The sequence below is a fragment of the Hominisplanchenecus murintestinalis genome, assembly GCF_943193015.1.
Classification (GTDB): domain Bacteria; phylum Bacillota; class Clostridia; order Lachnospirales; family Lachnospiraceae; genus Hominisplanchenecus_A; species Hominisplanchenecus_A murintestinalis.
Window position 1 is genome coordinate 26,517 of the sequence record NZ_CALPCM010000003.1, and the last position, 19,656, is coordinate 46,172.

Annotated in this window: 20 protein-coding genes, 6 tRNA genes and 1 pseudogene; 22 read left to right on the forward strand and 5 right to left on the reverse strand. The window is 45.4% G+C overall.

Features of this window, described 5'->3' with window-relative positions:
• Window positions 1-62: 62 nt before the first annotated feature.
• From pyrH to rseP, 6 genes are all read left to right on the forward strand, one after another.
• On the forward strand, window positions 63-758 hold the full coding sequence (gene pyrH, locus NFR99_RS01945; protein WP_120486400.1) for a UMP kinase: 696 nt from the start codon (window positions 63-65) through the stop codon (window positions 756-758).
• A gap of 36 nt (window positions 759-794) precedes the next feature.
• A complete protein-coding gene (frr, locus tag NFR99_RS01950; RefSeq protein WP_120486399.1) occupies window positions 795-1,349 on the forward strand; it encodes a ribosome recycling factor in 555 nt (184 codons plus the stop codon).
• A gap of 85 nt (window positions 1,350-1,434) precedes the next feature.
• Window positions 1,435-2,151: an isoprenyl transferase gene (locus tag NFR99_RS01955; protein WP_251352464.1), complete on the forward strand. Its 717-nt coding sequence runs from the start codon at window positions 1,435-1,437 to the stop codon at window positions 2,149-2,151.
• Window positions 2,144-2,953 (forward strand): phosphatidate cytidylyltransferase, encoded by an 810-nt coding sequence (locus tag NFR99_RS01960; protein WP_120486397.1) that lies wholly within the window; start codon window positions 2,144-2,146, stop codon window positions 2,951-2,953. Before NFR99_RS01955 ends, NFR99_RS01960 begins: the two co-directional genes overlap by 8 nt.
• A gap of 40 nt (window positions 2,954-2,993) precedes the next feature.
• Window positions 2,994-4,136, forward strand: a complete 1,143-nt coding sequence (locus NFR99_RS01965; RefSeq protein WP_120486396.1) for a 1-deoxy-D-xylulose-5-phosphate reductoisomerase — start codon at window positions 2,994-2,996, stop codon at window positions 4,134-4,136.
• A gap of 1 nt (window position 4,137) precedes the next feature.
• Window positions 4,138-5,169 (forward strand): RIP metalloprotease RseP, encoded by a 1,032-nt coding sequence (rseP, locus tag NFR99_RS01970; RefSeq protein ID WP_120486395.1) that lies wholly within the window; start codon window positions 4,138-4,140, stop codon window positions 5,167-5,169.
• 82 nt (window positions 5,170-5,251) lie between these two features.
• Here the strand turns inward: rseP and NFR99_RS01975 are convergent, their stop codons facing one another.
• Window positions 5,252-5,854 carry a hypothetical protein gene (locus NFR99_RS01975; protein ID WP_251352466.1) on the reverse strand — a complete coding sequence of 201 codons (603 nt, stop codon included), beginning with the start codon at window positions 5,852-5,854 and terminating at the stop codon, window positions 5,252-5,254.
• Window positions 5,855-6,190: 336 nt separating this feature from the next.
• Between NFR99_RS01975 and NFR99_RS01980 the strand changes: the two genes are divergently transcribed.
• The 15 genes from NFR99_RS01980 (at window position 6,191) to NFR99_RS02050 (ending at window position 15,697) form a co-directional block, all read left to right on the forward strand.
• Complete coding sequence (locus NFR99_RS01980) at window positions 6,191-9,070, forward strand: leucine-rich repeat domain-containing protein (protein ID WP_251352468.1); 2,880 nt, start codon at window positions 6,191-6,193, stop codon at window positions 9,068-9,070.
• 99 nt (window positions 9,071-9,169) lie between these two features.
• Window positions 9,170-9,811, forward strand: coding sequence for a phosphoribosyltransferase (locus tag NFR99_RS01985; protein ID WP_120486392.1), 642 nt, complete (start codon window positions 9,170-9,172; stop codon window positions 9,809-9,811).
• Between the two features lie 307 nt (window positions 9,812-10,118).
• The gene (locus NFR99_RS01990; RefSeq protein WP_158605003.1) at window positions 10,119-10,292 is read left to right on the forward strand and encodes a hypothetical protein; all 174 of its coding nucleotides are present in this window, start codon (window positions 10,119-10,121) and stop codon (window positions 10,290-10,292) included.
• Window positions 10,293-10,431: 139 nt separating this feature from the next.
• Window positions 10,432-10,728, forward strand: coding sequence for a rhodanese-like domain-containing protein (locus tag NFR99_RS01995; RefSeq protein WP_243126888.1), 297 nt, complete (start codon window positions 10,432-10,434; stop codon window positions 10,726-10,728).
• Between the two features lie 60 nt (window positions 10,729-10,788).
• The gene (gene yfcE, locus NFR99_RS02000; protein ID WP_120486391.1) at window positions 10,789-11,331 is read left to right on the forward strand and encodes a phosphodiesterase; all 543 of its coding nucleotides are present in this window, start codon (window positions 10,789-10,791) and stop codon (window positions 11,329-11,331) included.
• Window positions 11,331-12,500 (forward strand): THUMP domain-containing class I SAM-dependent RNA methyltransferase, encoded by a 1,170-nt coding sequence (locus tag NFR99_RS02005; RefSeq protein WP_251352541.1) that lies wholly within the window; start codon window positions 11,331-11,333, stop codon window positions 12,498-12,500. Before yfcE ends, NFR99_RS02005 begins: the two co-directional genes overlap by 1 nt.
• Window positions 12,493-13,851 (forward strand): lectin like domain-containing protein, encoded by a 1,359-nt coding sequence (locus tag NFR99_RS02010; protein ID WP_251352470.1) that lies wholly within the window; start codon window positions 12,493-12,495, stop codon window positions 13,849-13,851. Before NFR99_RS02005 ends, NFR99_RS02010 begins: the two co-directional genes overlap by 8 nt.
• Before the next feature lie 54 nt (window positions 13,852-13,905).
• On the forward strand, window positions 13,906-14,520 hold the full coding sequence (locus NFR99_RS02015; RefSeq protein ID WP_251352472.1) for an XTP/dITP diphosphatase: 615 nt from the start codon (window positions 13,906-13,908) through the stop codon (window positions 14,518-14,520).
• Window positions 14,517-14,996 (forward strand): metallophosphoesterase family protein, encoded by a 480-nt coding sequence (locus NFR99_RS02020; RefSeq protein ID WP_120486388.1) that lies wholly within the window; start codon window positions 14,517-14,519, stop codon window positions 14,994-14,996. The genes NFR99_RS02015 and NFR99_RS02020 overlap by 4 nt, the downstream gene beginning before the upstream one ends.
• A 91-nt stretch (window positions 14,997-15,087) precedes the next feature.
• Window positions 15,088-15,162 (forward strand) — tRNA-Pro (locus NFR99_RS02025).
• A gap of 44 nt (window positions 15,163-15,206) precedes the next feature.
• Window positions 15,207-15,277, forward strand: a tRNA-Gly gene (locus tag NFR99_RS02030).
• Between the two features lie 3 nt (window positions 15,278-15,280).
• Window positions 15,281-15,354, forward strand: a tRNA-Arg gene (locus tag NFR99_RS02035).
• A 36-nt stretch (window positions 15,355-15,390) separates the two neighbouring features.
• Window positions 15,391-15,464: transfer RNA gene (locus tag NFR99_RS02040), tRNA-His, on the forward strand.
• Window positions 15,465-15,470: 6 nt separating this feature from the next.
• A tRNA-Gln gene (locus NFR99_RS02045) sits at window positions 15,471-15,542 on the forward strand.
• Window positions 15,543-15,624: 82 nt separating this feature from the next.
• A tRNA-Lys gene (locus NFR99_RS02050) sits at window positions 15,625-15,697 on the forward strand.
• Window positions 15,698-15,841: 144 nt separating this feature from the next.
• Here the strand turns inward: NFR99_RS02050 and NFR99_RS02055 are convergent.
• The gene (locus NFR99_RS02055; protein ID WP_251352474.1) at window positions 15,842-16,090 is read right to left on the reverse strand and encodes a site-specific integrase; all 249 of its coding nucleotides are present in this window, start codon (window positions 16,088-16,090) and stop codon (window positions 15,842-15,844) included.
• A 62-nt stretch (window positions 16,091-16,152) separates the two neighbouring features.
• Window positions 16,153-17,252 (reverse strand): annotated as a pseudogene (locus tag NFR99_RS02060) (DNA topoisomerase); the annotation flags it as partial.
• 636 nt (window positions 17,253-17,888) lie between these two features.
• Here NFR99_RS02060 and NFR99_RS02065 point away from each other — a divergent pair.
• Window positions 17,889-18,095 (forward strand): hypothetical protein, encoded by a 207-nt coding sequence (locus tag NFR99_RS02065; protein ID WP_251352476.1) that lies wholly within the window; start codon window positions 17,889-17,891, stop codon window positions 18,093-18,095.
• Between the two features lie 80 nt (window positions 18,096-18,175).
• Here NFR99_RS02065 and NFR99_RS02070 read toward each other — a convergent pair whose 3' ends face one another.
• Together NFR99_RS02070 and NFR99_RS02075 are read right to left on the reverse strand one after the other, a co-directional pair.
• Entirely contained in the window at window positions 18,176-18,598 is a 423-nt protein-coding gene (locus tag NFR99_RS02070; RefSeq protein WP_251352478.1) for a hypothetical protein, read from the reverse strand.
• A gap of 278 nt (window positions 18,599-18,876) precedes the next feature.
• Window positions 18,877-19,542 (reverse strand): restriction endonuclease, encoded by a 666-nt coding sequence (locus tag NFR99_RS02075; protein WP_251352480.1) that lies wholly within the window; start codon window positions 19,540-19,542, stop codon window positions 18,877-18,879.
• Between the last annotated feature and the right edge of the window lie 114 nt (window positions 19,543-19,656).

The following is a 19,656-nucleotide window of genomic DNA, read 5'->3' on the forward strand; positions in this document are numbered from 1 at the left end:
GGTTGTAGTTTTGGGACATATATGTTATACTAATGGCAAACAAAGGAAGCAGAGGTGCGAGGATGAAAAGAGTATTGCTGAAGCTGAGTGGGGAAGCTCTTGCAGCTGATAAAAAAATGGGGTTTGATGAGCCTACGGTTATGAAAGTTGCAAAGCAGGTAAAACAGCTGGTTGATGGAGGAATGGAAGTGGGGATCGTCATCGGCGGGGGGAATTTTTGGAGAGGACGTTCCAGTGAGAATATTGACCGTACGAAAGCGGATCAGATAGGGATGCTGGCTACAGTGATGAATTGTATTTATGTGTCTGAGATTTTCCGTTCTGCAGGGATGCTGACTCAGATATTGACACCCTTTACATGCGGCGCATTTACGAAGCTTTTCGCGAAAGATAGAGTGAATAAGTATTTTGAGAAAGGCATCGTATCTTTCTTTGCGGGAGGGACAGGACATCCGTATTTTTCCACGGATACGGCTACTGTGCTGCGTGCAGTTGAAATAGAAGCAGACGCTATCCTGCTGGCGAAATCCATTGATGGAGTTTATGACAGCGATCCCAAGGAGAATCCGGACGCGAAGAAATATGATGAGATTTCCATCCAGGAGGTCATAGACAGGAAGCTGGGCGTGGTGGACATGGCGGCATCGATACTCTGCATGGAGAATAAAATGCCAATGCTGGTGTTTGGGCTGAATGAAGAAAATAGTATCGTGAATACCGTAAAAGGAGAATTTCACGGGACAAAAGTAACCGTATAAAACGTAGAGAGAACTACGAATCAGGAGGAAAAGAAAATGGATGAAAGACTTCAGGTATTTGACACCAAAATGACAAAATCATATGATAATCTTTTGACAGAGTTTGGAGCAATCCGCGCAGGGCGGGCAAACCCGCATGTGCTGGACAGAATCACGGTAGATTATTATGGAACACCGACGCCGCTTCAGCAGGTAGGAAATATCACGGTTCCGGAAGCGCGGATGATTCAAATTCAGCCGTGGGACGCTTCTCTGGTGAAAGCAATTGAAAAGGCAATCATGACTTCAGACCTGGGGATTAATCCTTCGAATGATGGGAAGATTATTCGACTGGTATTTCCGGAGCTTACGGAGGAACGCAGAAAAGAGCTGGTGAAAGACGTTAAGAAGAAAGGCGAGAATGCGAAAGTCGCAGTCAGAAATATCCGCCGCGATGCGAACGATTCTTTTAAAAAGCTGGCGAAAACTTCAGATGTTTCTGAGGATGAAATAAAAGAGCTGGAAGATAAAGTGCAGAAAATGACAGATAAGTATATCAAAGAGATTGATAAGGCAGTCGAAGAGAAATCAAAAGAAATATTAACAGTATAAGGAGATAGGCTGTTGCAAATTGCAGTGGGTGAAAAGACTACTTTGCAGCAGCCTTTTGCAGTTATGGGGGATAAAGGAGGGCGCTATGGTAATTCCGCAGCATGTGGCAATCATACTGGATGGAAATGGCCGATGGGCGAAGAGCAAAGGGATGCCGAGAAATTACGGGCATGTCAGAGGGGCAAAAAACCTGGAGACAATCTGCCGCGACGCATATAATATGGGGATTAAATATCTGACGGTTTATTTGTTTTCCACGGAAAATTGGAAGCGCTCGAAGGAAGAAGTGAATGCGCTGATGGATTTGTTTCGCAGTTACACAAAGACCTGCAAAAATACGGCGAGAAAAAATAATATGAAAGTGCGTGTTCTGGGCGACCCGGAAGCGCTGGATAGTGACCTTCGCAGGAGCCTGAAAGAGCTGGAGGAAAGTTCAAAGGGTAATACAGGACTGAACTTTCAGATTGCTATCAATTATGGAAGCCGGGATGAGATGATCCGCGCGATACGCAGGCTGACTCAGGACTGCATGGAAGGAGAGGTACGGCCGGAGGATATTGATGAAAGACTGTTTGCTTCTTATCTGGATACCCGGGAAGTGCCGGATCCGGACTTACTTATCCGCACCAGCGGAGAGCAGCGCTTATCTAATTATCTGCTTTGGCAGCTTGCTTACACGGAATTTTATTTTACGGAAGTTCCGTGGCCGGCTTTTACGAAAGAAGAGCTTTGGAAGGCAATCGAAAAATACAACAGCAGGGAGCGCAGGTATGGAGGCGTGAAGGAGGAACAGCATGTTTAAGACGAGATTGTTAAGCGGTATCGTGCTGGTGGCTGTTGCGCTTTTTACCATTATCAGCGGAGGATATGTGCTGTATGGAACGCTGCTGGCAGTTTCTCTGCTTGGTGTCTGTGAACTGTATCGGGCAGTGAAGGTAGAGGAAAAGAAGATGAATCTCCTGAGCGCCACAGGGTATCTGGGGGTAATTTCTTATTATTTTTTGTTAAATATCGGTCTGGATGCATATATTATGATGGATGTCATACTGATTTTGGTGGCATTTATGTTTGTCTATGTGTTTTCCTATCCCAAATACAGGGCGGAACATGTGATGGCGGCATTTTTTGGCGTTATTTACGTGGGGGTGATGTTATCTTATATTTACCAGACCAGAAATCTGGAAAACGGCGCGTTTTTGGTGTGGCTGATTTTTTTATGTTCCTGGGGATGCGACACCTGTGCGTACTGTGTGGGAATGTTGATCGGGAAGCATAAAATGTCCCCGAAGCTCAGCCCGAAAAAGTCAGTAGAGGGGGCGGTCGGCGGTGTAGCAGGGGCAGCGCTTCTTGGCGCGGTATATGGGGCTGCCATAGGAGGTTATATGCAGGGGGGAAGCCATATTGCGGAGTTTGCCGTGATTTGTGCCGTGGGGGCGTTGATTTCCATGGTAGGAGATTTGGCGGCGTCCGCCATCAAGCGGAACCACGAAATTAAAGATTACGGAAAACTGATTCCGGGACATGGCGGTATTTTAGATCGGTTTGACAGTGTGATATTTACCGCACCGGTGATTTACTGGATGGCGGTTCTCCTGATTCGCTGATTCGCTGCTGTCGCCTGAAAAACGAAGGAGAGATGCAAATATGAAAACAATAGCAATCTTGGGATCTACAGGTTCCATCGGCACCCAGACGCTGGAAGTAGCAGAGGCGAATGGTGATTTGAGGGTGGCGGCTCTGGCAGCGGGCAGTAATGTAGAGCTGCTGGAACGGCAGATTCGAAAATTTCATCCGAAGCTGGCTGCGCTCGCAAGTGAAGAAGCCGCAAAAGATTTGAGAGTTCGGGTGCGTGATTTGGATGTGCGTATTGTCAGCGGCATGGAAGGGCTGATAGAAGTTTCAGTGATGCCGGAAACAGACATCCTGGTGACGGCGATCGTGGGGATGATAGGAATCAGGCCAACAATTGCGGCAATAGAGGCGGGGAAAGATATTGCTCTGGCAAATAAGGAAACCCTGGTGACGGCTGGACATATCATCATGCCGCTCGCGAAAGAAAAGAATGTACGGATTCTTCCGGTGGACAGTGAGCACAGCGCTGTTTTCCAGGCATTGAATGGAGAAAATGGGAAACAGGTCAGCCGTATTCTGTTAACAGCTTCCGGCGGGCCATTTCGTGGGAAGACCAGGAAGGAGCTGGAAAATGTACAGCCGGAAGATGCGCTGAAACATCCAAACTGGGCAATGGGACAGAAAATAACCATTGATTCAGCAACATTGGTAAACAAAGGGCTGGAGGTCATGGAGGCAAAGTGGCTTTTTGGCGCAGAGCTGGAACAGATAGAAGTGGTGGTTCAGCCCCAGAGCGTTATTCATTCTATGGTAGAATTTACAGATGGGGCGGTGATGGCACAGCTTGGCACGCCGGATATGAAGCTGCCGATTCAGTATGCGCTGTATTATCCGGAGCGGAGGTATCTGGGCGGTGAGAGGCTGGACTTCGGCAGCATGGGACGGCTTACGTTTGAGGAACCGGATGAAGAGACTTTTTTAGGGCTGCCGCTGGCATTTCAGGCAGCACGGGATGGCGGTTCTATGCCGACAGTATTTAATGCGGCAAATGAATGTGCAGTGAGCAGATTTTTACATAAGCAGATTCGCTTCCTGGATATTTATGAGATTCTCCAGGCATGCATGGAAGAACACCATGTCGTGGAGAATCCTGCCGTGGAGGAGATTTTAGCTGCAGAGCAGATGACTTATGAATTTATAGAAAACAGGTGGTAGCATGAGTATAATTTTAGCGCTTATTATTTTTAGTTTGATTATTCTGATTCATGAACTGGGGCATTTTCTTCTGGCAAAACGCGGAGGAGTTACAGTGGAGGAATTTTCTCTGGGAATGGGGCCGAGGCTTATCAGTACAGTGAAAGGCGGCACACGGTATTCTCTGAAACTTCTGCCCTTTGGCGGTTCCTGTATGATGCTTGGGGAAGACGAGGCGACGACAGAGGAGGGTTCTTTTGCCAGCAAGTCAGTATGGACCAGGATATCGGTTATTGCCGCAGGACCTATCTTTAACTTTATTTTGGCGTTTGTCCTTTCAGTGATTATCATAGGAAGTATTGGCGTAGATAAGCCGGTTATTCTGGCGGTATCGGAAGGATTTCCGGCAGCGGAGGCGGGGATTCAGAAGGGAGATACAATCCTTAAGATGAACGGGACAAAAATCCGTCTCAGCCGTGAGGTTACTAATTATGTCACATTTCATCAGGGAGAGGATGTAACCTTTGTGTATGAACATGAAGGGGAAGAACGAACGGTTACGCTTTCACCGGAACAGAACGAAGGCGGACGCTATATCTTTGGGCTTAGTACAGTTTCTTCTTATCGGGAGAAAGTGGGAGCCTGGGAGACGCTTAAGTATAGTGCATATGAAGTAAAATACTGGATTCAGACGACAATTTCCAGCCTGAAAATGCTCTTTACAGGGCAGGTAGGGATTAATGATATGTCCGGGCCGGTAGGCGTGGTGACTATTATTGGAGATACTTATAAAGAAAGCGCGGCTGACGGAGGGTTTTATATCTGGCTGAACATGCTGAATATTTCCATCTTGCTTACGGCAAACCTGGGTGTGATGAATCTTCTGCCGCTTCCGGCTCTGGATGGCGGACGGTTGGTGTTCTTGATTATTGAGGCAATCCGAAGAAAACGGATTGACCCGGAAAAAGAGGGAATGGTACACTTTGTCGGACTGATGCTTTTGATGGTACTGATGATTGTGGTAATGTTTAATGATATCAGAAAGCTTTTCTAAGCAGATAAATAGAGCGCGTTCTCCGTCTGTCACTGACAAGAGAACGCGCTCTATCAAATTTGGAAACAATAGTTTCGGAAAGCTATGCAAAGCCCTGTAATATTTCACTGTGCTTTGCCAGTACCTGTTTTATTATCTTGTTATCATTTTGCAGCTCTTCAATCTGTGAAACAGCTTCAGTAAAACGTTTGGCGGCAGGCAGATAGTTTTCTGCCAGTATTTGGAGCTGTTTGTCAGTAACGTTTTCAAGGTGCAGGCTGATATGGGAAAGTCCCTGCTTAAGATTGTCAACCTCTTTTTCAAGAGCAGAGACTTTATGCTTGAGAACAGAAACGTCCTGTTTAAGAGCAGAAATATCTTTCTCAAGCGTGGCAACTTTCAGCTTGAGAACAGAAACGTCTTGTTTAAGAACAGAAACGTCTTGTTTAAGAGCAGAAACGTCCTGCTTGAGAACAGAAACGTCTTGTTTAAGAGCAGAAACGTCTTCTTTAAGAATAGTGACTTCTTTTTTGAGTACAGAGACATCCTGCCGAAGTTCAGAAACCTCTTCTTTTAGACTGCGGATGTCTTGTCTCAGCGGCTGAATGTTTTTTTCGAGTTTTACATCGAATTTCGCATCCAGTTCGGATAATTTCGTATCCATTAGTTGGGCAATTGCCGACAAATCTTCGTTTGTTAATGTCATTTCATCACACTCCATGAAAAATATGCATTTTGAGGGGGATATGTTACGCAGCGTATACTTCTTTTTTGGAAAGTATGATAGTATAGTACTACAAAGCAGAGAGAAATGCAAGTAAAAGAAATAACTTTTTAAAATAAAATATCCCATAATATATAAGAGTTAAACTTTGGGGAGGAAACAAAAAGGATTTCTTAAAAAATATTACGGTGAAATGTTGGAAATTCATATTTAAGACTTGAATTTTGGGAGAAGAAATTATAGAATATAAGACGTAAGGAGGTCTGCACATATTAACGGCAGGCTTCTGGTAACTGGAGAAGAAAAAGGAGGATATGTATGAAAAGAAAAGCTTTTTTAGCAAAAGTGCTTGCTGCCGCAGTTGCGGTAACATCAGTCCTGCCTAGTGGTCTGGTGGCAGAGGCAGCAACCATTAAAAATGAAACAAAGAGAACAGACTGGGAAGCGAATGCTGAAGCAAGCTGGGGGCCGGCTGCTGAAGGTGAGTCGGCGTTTGACGGTAAGTTGAATGTGGGAGGTTTCCAGAGCTGGCATTTCAAGGCAACAGAAGCGACGGGAAACCATAATAACAATGGAGATTTTACAGCGTCTGATGCACCATCATTGGCTATTGCTGATGCTATTAATATTGCGACGGTTGAGGGGGCTGATGCCAGAGAATTGACATTTGACCTTTATCCGTATCAGGGAACAATAGCAAATATCCGTTTTGCAATTATGCTGAAGTATGTAGATGCGGAAAACTGGGCTTCATTAGGGCATGACCCGGAAGGCTGGTACTATGAGTATAGAATTGGTGATGATACGAGTTATACTTCTAAATTTAGCGAATTACATTTATTAGACGAAGAGAGATACACTCGTGTAAAGCTAACATATACGGCGAGTGATACAATCAACATTGAAATGACTAAATTGCAGGAGGGGCCGGAGGTAGACGGAAAACCAACATTAGTACCTGCAGAAAATGAGACTCCGGTGACTAAGGAACTGCAACAGGAGTCGTTAGCAACTTTGCGGACAGTAGCAGAGCAGAAGGCTACAGAGGCTGGAGAGAGTGGACCTAAAATATGTTTCGGATTTAAAGGAGGAACATGGGATGGTAGTATTACGGAACTGAATATTGTAAATGTAAGAACAAATGCAGATTGTGATCCAGGAGAGGACAGAGTTTTGGCTTTTAACAACTGTGGTTGGGAATGGGTCAATGAAGCGACAAAAGGTACATTTGACAGCGAAAATCCTATCGGTGGTGTAAATTATGTTACAATTGATGGAGGTGCGTCTGGAAAAACCGTATATGAAAGTGGCACAACTGGATTTGAAGAAGGCACTGTATCAGCAGTCCTGCGTCCTCATACAGTAAATGCGCAGGGTGAGGCGGTTGCGGCAACACAGGCATTTTACCTGGATGCAAAGTATACCCCGGCAGGTGAGGCTACTACGGCAACTGGTATAAAGGTTGGATTCAACGGCACAAAATGGGGATATCAGATAAGGGATGCGACATTTGTTGCGAAGAATGCTGTTACTCTTGCACCTATGGGCAGACAGGATTATACGGTGAGTTTGGAAGTCACAAAGGATGAAAAGCTCATCGCAAGTGTAACGCCTGTTGCAGCAGAAGGTGAAGAAACTACCACATATGATATTGTAACTGCGGAAGATAATGTATCCGTAGCGGATTTAGCAGCAGGAAGCGTTGGCGTTACAGCAGGGGCAGGGCTGTCACTGCGTGTAAGGGATTTTGACTATACACATGAAATAACACGTACAACGCCTGCACTTCAGACAACGGTTGATACGATTGAAACTGAAACGAAGAATAATGCAGAGTTTACGTATTACAAAGAGAACTGGGAAACTTTTGTTGCAGAATTGAACGCTGCGAAAACTTTCCTGGAGCCAGACGATGATGTTGATGCAGATGAGGCGGCGACTAAGAATACGGCTTTAACGACGGCGTATAATACATTGAAGAATGAAGGAACGGTTAGCAAAACAGAACTGGAAAATGCACTCAATGCAGCGAAAAACGGTAAAGTAGAAAGCGATTATACGGCTGAAAGCTGGACAGAATTCCAGAACAAGCTGAAAGAAGCCACAGATCTTATTGCAAAAATTAATGCTAAAAATGAATTGATTGAAAAGAGCAAAGTAACAACTGCAATTACCAATATGGAAACTGCAGCAGATGTTCTGGTGGAGGTTCCGGCAAGTGCGGAAGAGAAAGCAGGGCTGCAGAATTTGGTGAATGAAGCAGTTTCTGTTAAAGATACAGAGAAAGATTTGTATGATACAGCTCTTTGGGATGCATTTGTTGCAGCACGTGAAGAGGCAAAGACAGTGTCAGAAAAAGCAAATGCTTCGAAGAAAGAAGTCGCAGATGCGCTTGCAAAACTGCAGGCTGCAAAAAGTAGCCTGGTACCGCGCAAGGCCAGCGAAGAAGAAACAGCGGCATTCAAAGGCGAAGTTGATAAAATTAAAGCTTCTGCAAACAAGAAGTATACGGCAGAGAGCCTGAAAGTATATCAGGACGCGTTGGCAGCAGCAGAGAAGCTTCTGGCAGACGGAAATGCAACGAAGAAAGCATTGGATGAAGCACTGGCAAAACTTCAGGCAGCGAAAGCCGCACTGAAAGAAGATACAGGCAGTGTAACACCGAAGCCTCCGGTTCCTACCCCTGGTTTGAAAAAGGGTGAGACAAAGACAGTAGGTAACGCAACATATAAAGTTCTGGATGCAGATAAGAAAACGGTAGAGCTTACCAAGGGCGATGCAAAAGCGAAATCAGCGAAGATTGACAAAGTTAAGATTGATGGTATTGATTGCACAGTTGTATCAATCGGTGCAAATGCTTTTAAGGGAGCAAAGAATCTGACTTCTGTTACTATCGGCACTGGTGTGACTTCTATTGGCAAGAACGCATTTGCAAGCGCTAAGAAGCTGAAATCTGTTGTTGTGGGCAAGGCAGTTAAGACTATCGGCGCAAGTGCATTCTCCGGATGTAAGAAGCTTGCCAAGGTTACCTTTAAAGGAACAGCGGTCAGCAAGATTCAGGGCAAAGCTTTTAAGGGAACAGCTAAGAAAGTGACCGTTAAGATTCCGAAGAGCCTGAAAAAGAATAAAAAGAAAGCTACAGCATTTAAGAAGAAACTGACAAAAGCCGGCATGAGCAAAAAACTGAAATTGAAATAGTCAGTAAGAACAGCAAAATGGGGCTGCTGCGAAGGCAGAAAGTAATCTGCCGGAGCGGCAGCTCCATTTGTTAGATAAAATCATAGAAGGAGGGCTTTTATGGAAACACGTGCAGTAAAGATTTATTCACAGGTAAACAAGAATGTGGTATTGAGGGTAATGAAAGGACATTTTGCTACAACACACTCGCATATCAATTATTTTATGGATATGACGGGCTTGAAATCGCGTCTGAATGAAGCTAAGGGAGCGGCTTCCGTGTTGGCGAGGAAGTATGAGAATACGACAATTGTAGATACAATAGTCTGTATAGACGGGTGCGAAGTAGTTGGCGCATTTCTTGCGGATGAATTGACTCGGGCAGGGGTCATGTCTATGAATCAGCATCGGACGATTTATGTATCTACTCCTGAGTGCCATACAGGAGGCCAGTTAATTTTCAGGGATAATATGCAGATGATGATTCGGGGGAAGAATGTCATTCTGCTATTGGCAAATGTGACAACAGGAAAGACTTTGAACCGCGCTTTAGAGTGTATTGAGTACTATGGGGGACAGACAGTGGGGATTTCTTCCATTTTTAGTGTTATTAAGTCTGCGAGAGGGATTGAAGTAAATTCTATATTTACTGAAAAAGATGTGCCGGATTATATGACATATGAGACGGCAAAATGCCCGCTTTGCCAGAAGAAGGTGCTGCTTGACGCTATGGTGAACAGCCACGGGTATTCAAAAATCTAAAGAAATGTGAAACAGCAGGTAGGGGAGCTACCTGCTGTTTCGAGGGGAGTATAAATAATTAATAAGGGGTTGTAAAAAAAATTTTTGAAGGGAAAATTCTTTTTACAACAGAATTATAATATACATTGGAAAAAAATGCAACATTAATTTATCGTATTTTTCAATTTATGACAGTTTTTAGCGGTTTTTAGCCATAAAATGGACAAAAAAGCTATATATGGCAGATGGGCGCTCTGTATAAAATGATGAATCTACGGCATAATAAGAGGGCAACAAATAATTCTTCATTTTTAGGAGGTAGTTTGAAATGGCTAAGAATATGAATTCCAAGAACAAAGCCCAGAATAATGCAAATAACAGCACAAACAGCACGAACTCTACTAACGGCACAAACAGCAGCAACAGCACAAATTCCCAGAACGCAAATAACAGCAGCAACAGCACAAATTCTCAGAATGCAAATAGCAGAAACAATTACTAAAGGTTTTAGAGAGGGCACCGCTTGGCGGTGTCTTTTCTATTTGCAGGATAGTGTTTTGGGGGCTTGGCATACTCTGAACGGTTTTTCTTTTTTTACATATACTGTGATAGAAGGAGGAGAATGGAAGGAGTGGATTTGATTGGATTTTGGCATGATAGCGGCAAATGAGCTGGATAGATATGTGGAAGATGGCGAAGCGTTTATCATAGATTTGCGGATGCCAGAGGAATATCGGCGCTGTCATATCAAAGGCGCTGTAAACATTCCATATGGCAGGCTGGGGCAATGCCGTGAGCTTCCCAGGGGAAGGACATTAGTTCTCTACTGCGAACGGGGTGCTGTGAGCATGGTAGCCGCCAAGGAATTGGCAGCAAGGGGGTATCGGGTAAAGACGGTGATTGGGGGAATTCATGCCTACCGGGAAATTTTCGATTGACAGCTATCCCGGCGGGCTTTAAGATAGAGGAAGAAATGATAGGTACGAGGAGAAAAGATTATGAAACTGATGTTTGCATCGGATATACACGGTTCTTCATACTTCTGCAGGAAAATGCTGGAGATGTGGAAGAAAGAAAAAGCGGGGCGCCTGATACTGCTTGGAGATTTGCTGTACCATGGCCCCCGAAATGAACTGCCGAAGGAATATGCGCCGAAAGAGGTTATTTCTCTTTTGAATTCTATGAAAAATGAAATCTGTGCTGTCAGGGGGAACTGTGAAGCAGAAGTGGATCAGATGGTTTTGGATTTTCCGGTGATGGCGGATTACTGTATAATTGTTGAAGGAGAGCGCACAATTTATGCAACGCATGGACATGTATACCATGAAAATCATTTGCCGCCCCTGAAAAATGGAGATGTATTGATTCATGGGCATACCCATGTACCGCGGGCAGAGCGGCGGGAAGGATATGTTTTGCTGAATCCGGGTTCTGTGTCTATACCAAAAGAAGGAAACCCGCCTACATATGGGATTTGGGAAGGCGGAAGTTTTTGCGTAAAGGACTTTGACGGGAATATTATAAAGGAGATAAACATATGATGAATACGGTGGAACTCATAGCGCCCTGCCATTTTGGACTGGAGGCGGTGCTTAAGAGGGAAATTTTGGACTTGGGTTATGAAATCAGCCGGGTAGAGGATGGTAAAGTAACTTTCTGGGGAGATATGGAGGCAGTTGCCTATGCAAATGTGTTTCTGCGGACGGCAGAAAGGGTTTTGCTGAAAGTGGGTGAAATCCATGCGGAAACATTTGATGAATTGTTCGAGCGGACACGGGAGCTGCCGTGGGAAGATTATATTCCGCGTGACGGAAAGTTCTGGGTGGCGAAAGCTACCTCCATTAAAAGCAAACTGTTCAGTCCTTCGGATATCCAGTCAATTATGAAGAAAGCGATGGTAGAACGGCTCAAAAGGGTGTATGGAGTCTCCTGGTTTGAGGAGAGCGGCGAGAGCTATCCTGTCCGCGTGACCTTCATGAAAGACCAGGCAGTGATAGGTATCGATACTACAGGAGTATCCCTGCATAAGCGGGGATACCGTCAGATGACTGCAAAAGCGCCGATTACGGAAACATTGGCGGCAGCGCTGATTATGCTCACGCCTTGGAATAAGAACAGGATTTTTGTGGATCCATTTTGCGGCAGCGGTACGTTCCCGATTGAGGCGGCTATGATGGCGGCAGGCATTGCCCCAGGCATGAACCGGGAATTCCTGGCGGATAAATGGGATGGGCTGGTTCCGAAAAAGTTCTGGTATCATGCTCTGGATGAAGCGAATGAGAGGATGGATACGCAAATTGAAGTAGACATACAGGGGTATGATATTGATGGTGAAGTAGTGAAAGCAGCGCGTGCGAATGCGAAAATGGCAGGCGTGGATCATCTGATACATTTTCAGCAGCGCCCTGTGAATATGCTGAATCATCCGAAAAAGTATGGCTTTGTGGTTACAAATCCGCCTTATGGGGAACGGATTGAGGAAAAGGCGAAGCTGCCAGGGCTTTACCGGGAAATCGGGGAAGCCTTCCAGAGACTTGATTCATGGTCAGAATATGTGATTACCAGCTATGAAGAGGCTGAAAAGTATATCGGACGGAAAGCGGACAAGAACCGTAAGATTTATAATGGGATGATTAAGACATATTTTTATCAATTCCTGGGTGCAAAGCCGCCAAAGCCGAGGAAGAATCAGGGGGAATCATTTGGCTAAGAAAATACAGGGGACAGTGATTGTCCTGATTTTATGCTTGTGCGGATATCTTGTGTATCAGATGTATGGAGAGGATGTTATTTATCTGATAAAAAATAAAATGGAAACGGAGAAGGCAGCTGAGACAGAGCCGCAGGAAGAAAGCAGTGAGACAGCACAGGAGAAGAAAGAAAAGCTTCCGGGCTATTTTCATGCCGGGAAAGCGGGACGTGCTCCGGTTGTGAAGAATCAGGGAGAATTTGGTACATGCTGGGCGGTGGCGTCTTCGTCTGCGCTGGAGTCTGCTCTTTTGCCAGGGAAGCATCAGATTTTTTCGGCGGACCATATTGCGGCAAAAAATGCTTATGGAAAGGATGTGGAGGAAGGAGGCGCTTATATTATGTCTATGTCCTATCTGGCGGGGTGGCTGGGGCCTGTGACTGAGGAGGAAGACCCATATGGGGATGGTTACTCACCAGACGGTCTGTCTCCGGTATGTCATGTCCAGGAGATGCAGCTCTTGCGGGAAAAGGACATTACGTCTGTGAAAGAATTGGTTTTTCAATGCGGAGTTATCCAGTCTTCTTTTTATATGGATATGGAAAATTCGGGGCATTCATCTGTGTATTATAATGAGTTTGAACATGCGTATTGTTATGATGGGGATAAGGAAGCAAACCATGATGTGCTGATTATTGGATGGGATGACGCATACCCCAGGGAGAGGTTTTCTGTAGATGTGAAAAAAGACGGCGCCTTTATCTGCCAGAACAGCTGGGGCAGGGAGTTTGGAGAGGATGGAGTGTTCTATGTATCTTATGAAGACGTCCTGATTGGGAGCTCTTGCGTGGGTTATACCAGGGTTGAAGAGACGAATAATTATCACCACATTTATCAGACAGATTTGTGCGGCTGGATAGGGCAGATAGGGTATGACAGCCCGGATTGCTATTTTGCAAACGTGTATACAGCAGGCCAGGCAGAAGAGCTGGCGGCAGTGGGGTTCTATGCCACGGGAAAGGATACGGAATATACGGTATATGTGGTGAAAGGTTTTGTAAACAGCCTTTCTTTTATATTAAAGAACTCTGTGGCTTCCGGAAGTTTTCAGAATCCGGGTTATTATACGGTAGATTTCGACGAGCCGGAAAGCCTGGAGGAGGGAGAGCGGTTTGCGGTGGCTGTGAAAATCCATACGCCGGGATCTGAATATCCTGTGGCTACGGAATTTGAGGCAGATGAAAACAGCAGGAACGTAACAATAGAGGATGGGGAAGGCTACCTGAGCATCAACGGAATTATTTGGCAGAATACCGAGGAGAGTAATGCTTGTAATATATGCCTAAAGGCATATACACGAAATATGGATTGACAAAGGCAGTACGGGATTTTATACTTGTATAATCTTTAAGAAAAGAGTGATAAGATGAGAAGAATTATTTTTGCAACGGGTAATGAGGGAAAAATGAAGGAAATCCGCGCGATTTTAGCTGATTTAGGCGTACCGGTTCTTTCGATGAAAGAAGCAGGGATTACGGCAGAGATTGTAGAGGACGGAAAGACATTCGAAGAAAACGCAGATATTAAGGCGCGGACAATTATGGAACTTACAGGCGATGTAGTTCTGGCAGATGATTCCGGGCTGGAAATAGACTGGCTGAATGGGGAACCGGGAATTTATTCTGCCCGCTATATGGGAGAGGATACTTCTTACGATATAAAGAACAGCCATCTGATACAGCTTCTGGACGGCGTGCCGCAGGAGCAGCGGACAGCGCGTTTTGTATGTGTAATTTCAGCGGCGTTCCCGGATGGCAGGATACTTCACGGGCGTGGGACGATAGAAGGGATGATCGGATATGAAATCAAGGGGGAGAATGGATTTGGATATGATCCGATTTTTTACCTCCCGGAATACGGATGCACGACAGCGGAACTTCCGCCGGAAAAGAAGAATGAGCTGAGCCACCGGGGGAAAGCGCTTCGTGAGATAAAAATGAAGCTGAGAGATACAGCGGATAAAGGGAGAAGGAAAAAATGAAAGTTTTGATAGTGAGCGACACACACCGCAGAGATGAGAATCTTGAGAGGGTTTTGGAGAAGGAAAAACCAATAGACTGCCTGATTCATTTGGGAGATGTGGAGGGCAGTGAGGATTACATACGGGAAATTGCGGGGTGTGAGACGCATATCGTCAGCGGGAATAATGACTTCTTTTGTGACTTGCCGCGGGAAGAAGAGCTTATGCTGGGGGGATACAAGGTGCTTTTGACTCATGGACATTATTATTACGTTACCGTGGATTTGCATGAGATACGGAAGATGGCAGTGAGCCGGGGGATTGATCTTGTAATGTTTGGGCATACCCACAGACCCCTTCTGGAAAAGAGTGAAGAAACGTTCCTTTTGAATCCGGGAAGCCTGTCTTATCCCCGGCAGTCAGGCAGGAAGCCCAGTTACATTGTGATGGAGTCAGATGCAGAAGGGAAAATGCAGTTTGAGGTGCGCTTTTTGTAAATGGGCGAGAAATTGAAAAAAATGGTTGACAATTAGAAATGTGTATAATATAATATGTCTTGCGTCGAGAGCGGCGCAGGAGATATTACAACGGGGTGTGGCTCAGCTTGGCTAGAGCGCCTGGTTTGGGACCAGGAGGTCGCAGGTTCGAATCCTGTCACCCCGACGTATAAAGAAGCCGCAGGAAAGCCATAAGAGGCTGTATACTGTGCGGGTGTAGTTCAGTGGTAGAACACCAGCCTTCCAAGCTGGATATGTGGGTTCGATTCCCATCACCCGCTTTTGAGTCTGTAGCTCAGTTGGATAGAGCAACGGCCTTCTAAGCCGTGGGTCGGGGGTTCGAATCCCTTCAGGCTCGTTGGACAGCTTCCAGGCTGTCCGGAATATAGATATGGTGGGTATAGCGCAGTTGGTTAGCGCGCCAGATTGTGGCTCTGGAGGCCAAGGGTTCGAATCCCTTTATCCACCCTTTGTTGGGCTATCGCCAAGCGGTAAGGCACAGCACTTTGACTGCTGCATTCGCTGGTTCGAATCCAGCTAGCCCAGTTAGCGGGAGCTGGCTGGCGAATGTTCAGCCGCCTGGCTTTCAAACAAAGATATGCTGCGGCGAAGACGCAGCAATTTTTATGGGATATTAGCTCAGTTGGTAGAGCACTTGACTTTTAATCAAGTTGTCCGGGGTTCGAATCCCCGATGTCTCACTCCTTGAAAATAGCGGGAAGCCAGTAAATAAGCGGTTTCCCGCTATTTTTCATGTAGCCCGAGGTACCCTAAAGTAACCAAAAGTAAATGTCTCAAATGTGTCTCGCAGGGGCGTTTTTAAAACATAATGTCTCGATTGTGTCTCAAAAATCGAAGGCTTGTTCAACTGCTTTTTCTGCATCTTCTTTTTCTAGCAATATATGGTTGTAAACCTCAATTACCATTTTTTCGTGGTCTCCCAGAAGCTCCGCAATCTTCTTGATGGATATTACAGGTATCTGGTAACATAGGTTCGTGCAGTAGTTGTGGCGGAAGATGTGGGCGGTAAGACCGGGCGCGTCCATTTTCTGGCGTATCGAATCCCACATTTTCACGTAAGAGCTTTTTGTCATGAAATCTTTCCTAGCAGTCCGAAAGAGCTGTTCGCGCTTTAACTCCTGACAATATGCATAGACGGGAGGCCACACCGGGGACACTTGCCGATTTCCTTTCGCTCCGGCGCAAACAGCTTTTTCTTTTCCTCCGGGACGGCGGCATATTCTTTCACAAGCCCCGCCGCCATTGCTTCAATGCCACGCGTGAAGCTGTCCGGGTCGGCTTCTCCTTTTGCAATCGCCGTCAAGGCGTTTTCCCATTCAGCGGTCGGCTTCGGGCTTGTGAGGGTGTCGGGCAGGACGGCGACAAGGTTCTTGCCGTCTTTTGTGGGGATAAGCTGCTTCTTCTTCCGTTCCACAAATCCCGCCTGCACAAGTTTTTCCAGTACCGCTGCACGGGTGGCGGGAGTGCCTAACCCTTTTTGCTCTGCGTCCTTGGTAATGTCCCCGTTTCCGTCACGTTCCATAGCGGATAATAAAGTATCTTCGATATAGGCTGTCGGGGGCGTGGTGTCATGCTCCGTCATGACTGCTTTTGCCGTGATTTCCTGTCCCTCGGTCAGCTCCGGCAATGGGTTTTCTTTCGTGGCTTTCCTGTCCTCCGGCTTCGTTTTCAAGGCAGCACGGAAGCAGCGTTCCAGTTCCTTAAAGCCCTCGCATTTTACCGTCTTTCCCTTTGCCGTAAAGGTTATGCCGCCGCAGTCAAAGGAAGCGGTCACGGCTTCGTATCGGTAGGGCTGCGCCGTTGCGGACAACAGTTTCATGGAGAGCAGGAGCAGGATATTTCTTTCGCTTTCGGGCAGGCTGCCTTTATCTGTTTTTACCGCTTCGGCGGTGGGAATGATTGCGTGGTGGTCGGAAACTTTCTTGCTGTTCAGTATGCGGGAATAGTCCGGGGAGAGGGCAATGCCCTTTGCAAAATCCAGTGTGCCAAAAAGCCCGGACACGATATTTTCAGCGGTGGGGAGCATATCGTCTGTTAAGAATTGGCTGTCTGTCCGGGGGTAGGTGCATAGCTTCTTTTCATAGAGCGATTGGGTGTAGTCAAGGGTCTGTTTGGCGGTATAGCCGTAAAGCCTGTTTGCTTCCCACTACAAGGTCGTAAGGTCGTAAAGGCGGGGCGGTTCTCGGTCTTTTCCTCCCGGACAAGGGAAGTGCAGACGGCGGTTTCCCCGTCACAATTTTTGAAAATGTCAAAAATGGGCGCAAAAAAACGGGAAACCTTTTCTTGATTTCCTGTCTTGGTGTGCGTCCTATGTAGCGGTGGTTATTCTGTTTTGGTATATGGTTGTTCATCAAAACGGAACTTGAACAATGCGGCAACAAGCCGGGATTTTATGCTGTCCTCCGTATCCCTGTTATTGACGCAAGCCCTTGTTAGTGCGGCGGGAAACGGGGCAGGAAAAGGGGCGCAAAACGCGCCTGTGGACGTTTAGAAGCCGTTTTCACGGGTGGGTAGTATAAAAACCTTTACCCGGTGGGTTTTCGTGTCTGAAACGCCTTGAAAATCAAGCCTTTTCAAGCCCTATTGCGTAACATTCCATTCTGTTCCTTGGGAGAGGTCGGGGCGCGGGGGCAGGATTGTTAAATCCTGTTCCCCGTTTTCGGCGGCGAAATGGCAACGGCAAAAATCCAGACGGTCAAGGGTTTAAGAGTGGAGATTTTTTCGCGCACTTTGCGAAAAAATACTACTCACCCCTTGACGGTCTGGATAGTCGGAACGGACATAGAACGGGGATTGTTTTTCGTAATTGGGTATGGTATAATTCGCCCCAGTACAAACTGATAAATCGGGATTTAAAAGGAGCAAAACACAATGGGCAAATATGGCGCTTTATGGGAATACGTGAAAAATAATGGAAGTCAGTCTTTTAAATTGAGCTTTGAAGAAATACAGAATATTACAGGGATACCGATAGACCACTCTTTTCTAAAATACAAAAAGGAACTTACAGAGTACGGCTATCAAGTAGGAAAAATATCGATAAAAGAACAAACGGTTATTTTTAATAAGATGGGTTGAAAGATTTCAATTTGTCGGGCTGATAAAAAACAAAAACAGGGCGGTGGTGATAGGCATTGACTATCCCGCTGCCCTGTCTGTTATCGCTCCATATCCTGTTTTCTGCGGGTTTGCTGTTCCCGCTGTTCCTGCCGCAAGATACTGTAAACGCTCTTTCTGATTTTCTCTGCTTCTTTCACTTCCTCTTTCAATGCAAGATACCGCTGATTGAGTGTTTTCCTCTCGGCTGTCAGCTTGGTGCATTCTTCTTTCCATGTCTTTGTCGGGATTGTAGTCTTGCCGTTCATCACGCCTTTGAGATAATCTTTCGCCGCTGTAAACAGGATTTGCTCGGCTTCGGTCAGCGGCTTCTTTCCCTTACACTTGAAATAAATGTCGGCTTCTTCCTTTAACCAGTTTTGTAGTTTGGAGATACGCGCCTTTAACTGCCGTAACTTTTGATTTGTAACTTCGATTTCGCGGTTAAGGTCGCCGCGCTCGGTGCGGATGCCGCGATTCTCCATATCCGATTGATATTTATTATAGTGGTATCGGTATTATTGATGCTCCATCTGCTGAAGAATATGAAGATATGTTTCAAGAACCCTTAAAACAGAAGCATTCAGATAAAGAAAAAACGGCATAGTCACTAAAACTATACCGTAATTTGGTACAGCGTTGCCCTTGTACCTTTCACTTCCTTATGTGAAGGGTGCGAAGGCAACGATTTTATGTTAAACACGCCTAAAATGCAAACCTTATATTTCCAACGCAAGCGGAGTTGTTTAATAAAAATTAGCGGTTATTTTTTATGGTTTTTCTTATACAGATAACCAGCTCTCGAAAATGAAATGAGAATGATTATGAGATAGAATATAATACCATAGGTTCCTATTCTTTTTGTCATAGACGGAAACAGAAAATTTATGAATCCGCTGATGAAATAAAAGATGCCTGACAAAAATGGCAATGTCCATTTTCCATATTCAAAAATCCCTAAAAATCCTCCGGCTATTAAAGAAAGTAGTTCTGTTTTTTGGAGGAATGGATAAGCAGTATTGCCTATTTTGAGCATTGCGCTCCATTCAAAAATTCCTGCCAGAAAAGCAAATAGCCCTATGTATTTCGTGGCGAAAAAGCTGCGTCTTGAAAAAGGGATTTTATTATCGCTCCAGAGCAGGACTTCTGTTCTATTGGCTAATGTTTTTGCAGATTTCGTAAAAGAGGCATTTGTCATTACGGCTGCTATATCACAATCATAATATTTTGCGCCTGCAAAAGCCTCCTGGACGGCATGATTCCCAACGGGATAGGAATAATATTTACACTGGATGCCATATTTCTTTCTTTTTCTGTAGGCTATGATATCAATTCCCTGGTCGCCGCTTTCTCTGGTAATTTCTATTTTTCTAAATCCGTGTCTCTTTAGTTTTTTAGCACATTTCTGTTCATATTGGTGTCCGTTCATATAAATTCTCCTGTTTCAAAGTTATACATGAAAAAGCCCGGCTTTGTCAAGGGCAACAATCTTTTCGGAGTATTTAGATTAGAGGGATAAAATAATATAAAAAGCGCCCCCTGA

Excerpts from the sequence above, each read along its gene's own strand:
- frr (WP_120486399.1), top strand. The coding sequence starts at position 795 with ATGGATGAAAGACTTCAGGTATTTGACACCAAAATGACAAAATCATAT.
- NFR99_RS02015 (WP_251352472.1), top strand. The coding sequence starts at position 13,906 with ATGAGAAGAATTATTTTTGCAACGGGTAATGAGGGAAAAATGAAGGAA.
- NFR99_RS01990 (WP_158605003.1), top strand. The coding sequence starts at position 10,119 with ATGGCTAAGAATATGAATTCCAAGAACAAAGCCCAGAATAATGCAAAT.
- NFR99_RS01955 (WP_251352464.1), top strand. The coding sequence starts at position 1,435 with ATGGTAATTCCGCAGCATGTGGCAATCATACTGGATGGAAATGGCCGA.
- NFR99_RS01980 (WP_251352468.1), top strand. The coding sequence starts at position 6,191 with ATGAAAAGAAAAGCTTTTTTAGCAAAAGTGCTTGCTGCCGCAGTTGCG.
- yfcE (WP_120486391.1), top strand. The coding sequence starts at position 10,789 with ATGAAACTGATGTTTGCATCGGATATACACGGTTCTTCATACTTCTGC.
- NFR99_RS01985 (WP_120486392.1), top strand. The coding sequence starts at position 9,170 with ATGGAAACACGTGCAGTAAAGATTTATTCACAGGTAAACAAGAATGTG.
- NFR99_RS02065 (WP_251352476.1), top strand. The coding sequence starts at position 17,889 with ATGGGCAAATATGGCGCTTTATGGGAATACGTGAAAAATAATGGAAGT.
- NFR99_RS02055 (WP_251352474.1), bottom strand. The coding sequence starts at position 16,090 with ATGACAAAAAGCTCTTACGTGAAAATGTGGGATTCGATACGCCAGAAA.
- NFR99_RS01975 (WP_251352466.1), bottom strand. The coding sequence starts at position 5,854 with ATGACATTAACAAACGAAGATTTGTCGGCAATTGCCCAACTAATGGAT.
- NFR99_RS02070 (WP_251352478.1), bottom strand. The coding sequence starts at position 18,598 with ATGGAGAATCGCGGCATCCGCACCGAGCGCGGCGACCTTAACCGCGAA.
- NFR99_RS01965 (WP_120486396.1), top strand. The coding sequence starts at position 2,994 with ATGAAAACAATAGCAATCTTGGGATCTACAGGTTCCATCGGCACCCAG.
- NFR99_RS02075 (WP_251352480.1), bottom strand. The coding sequence starts at position 19,542 with ATGAACGGACACCAATATGAACAGAAATGTGCTAAAAAACTAAAGAGA.
- NFR99_RS02020 (WP_120486388.1), top strand. The coding sequence starts at position 14,517 with ATGAAAGTTTTGATAGTGAGCGACACACACCGCAGAGATGAGAATCTT.
- rseP (WP_120486395.1), top strand. The coding sequence starts at position 4,138 with ATGAGTATAATTTTAGCGCTTATTATTTTTAGTTTGATTATTCTGATT.
- pyrH (WP_120486400.1), top strand. The coding sequence starts at position 63 with ATGAAAAGAGTATTGCTGAAGCTGAGTGGGGAAGCTCTTGCAGCTGAT.
- NFR99_RS01960 (WP_120486397.1), top strand. The coding sequence starts at position 2,144 with ATGTTTAAGACGAGATTGTTAAGCGGTATCGTGCTGGTGGCTGTTGCG.
- NFR99_RS02005 (WP_251352541.1), top strand. The coding sequence starts at position 11,331 with ATGAATACGGTGGAACTCATAGCGCCCTGCCATTTTGGACTGGAGGCG.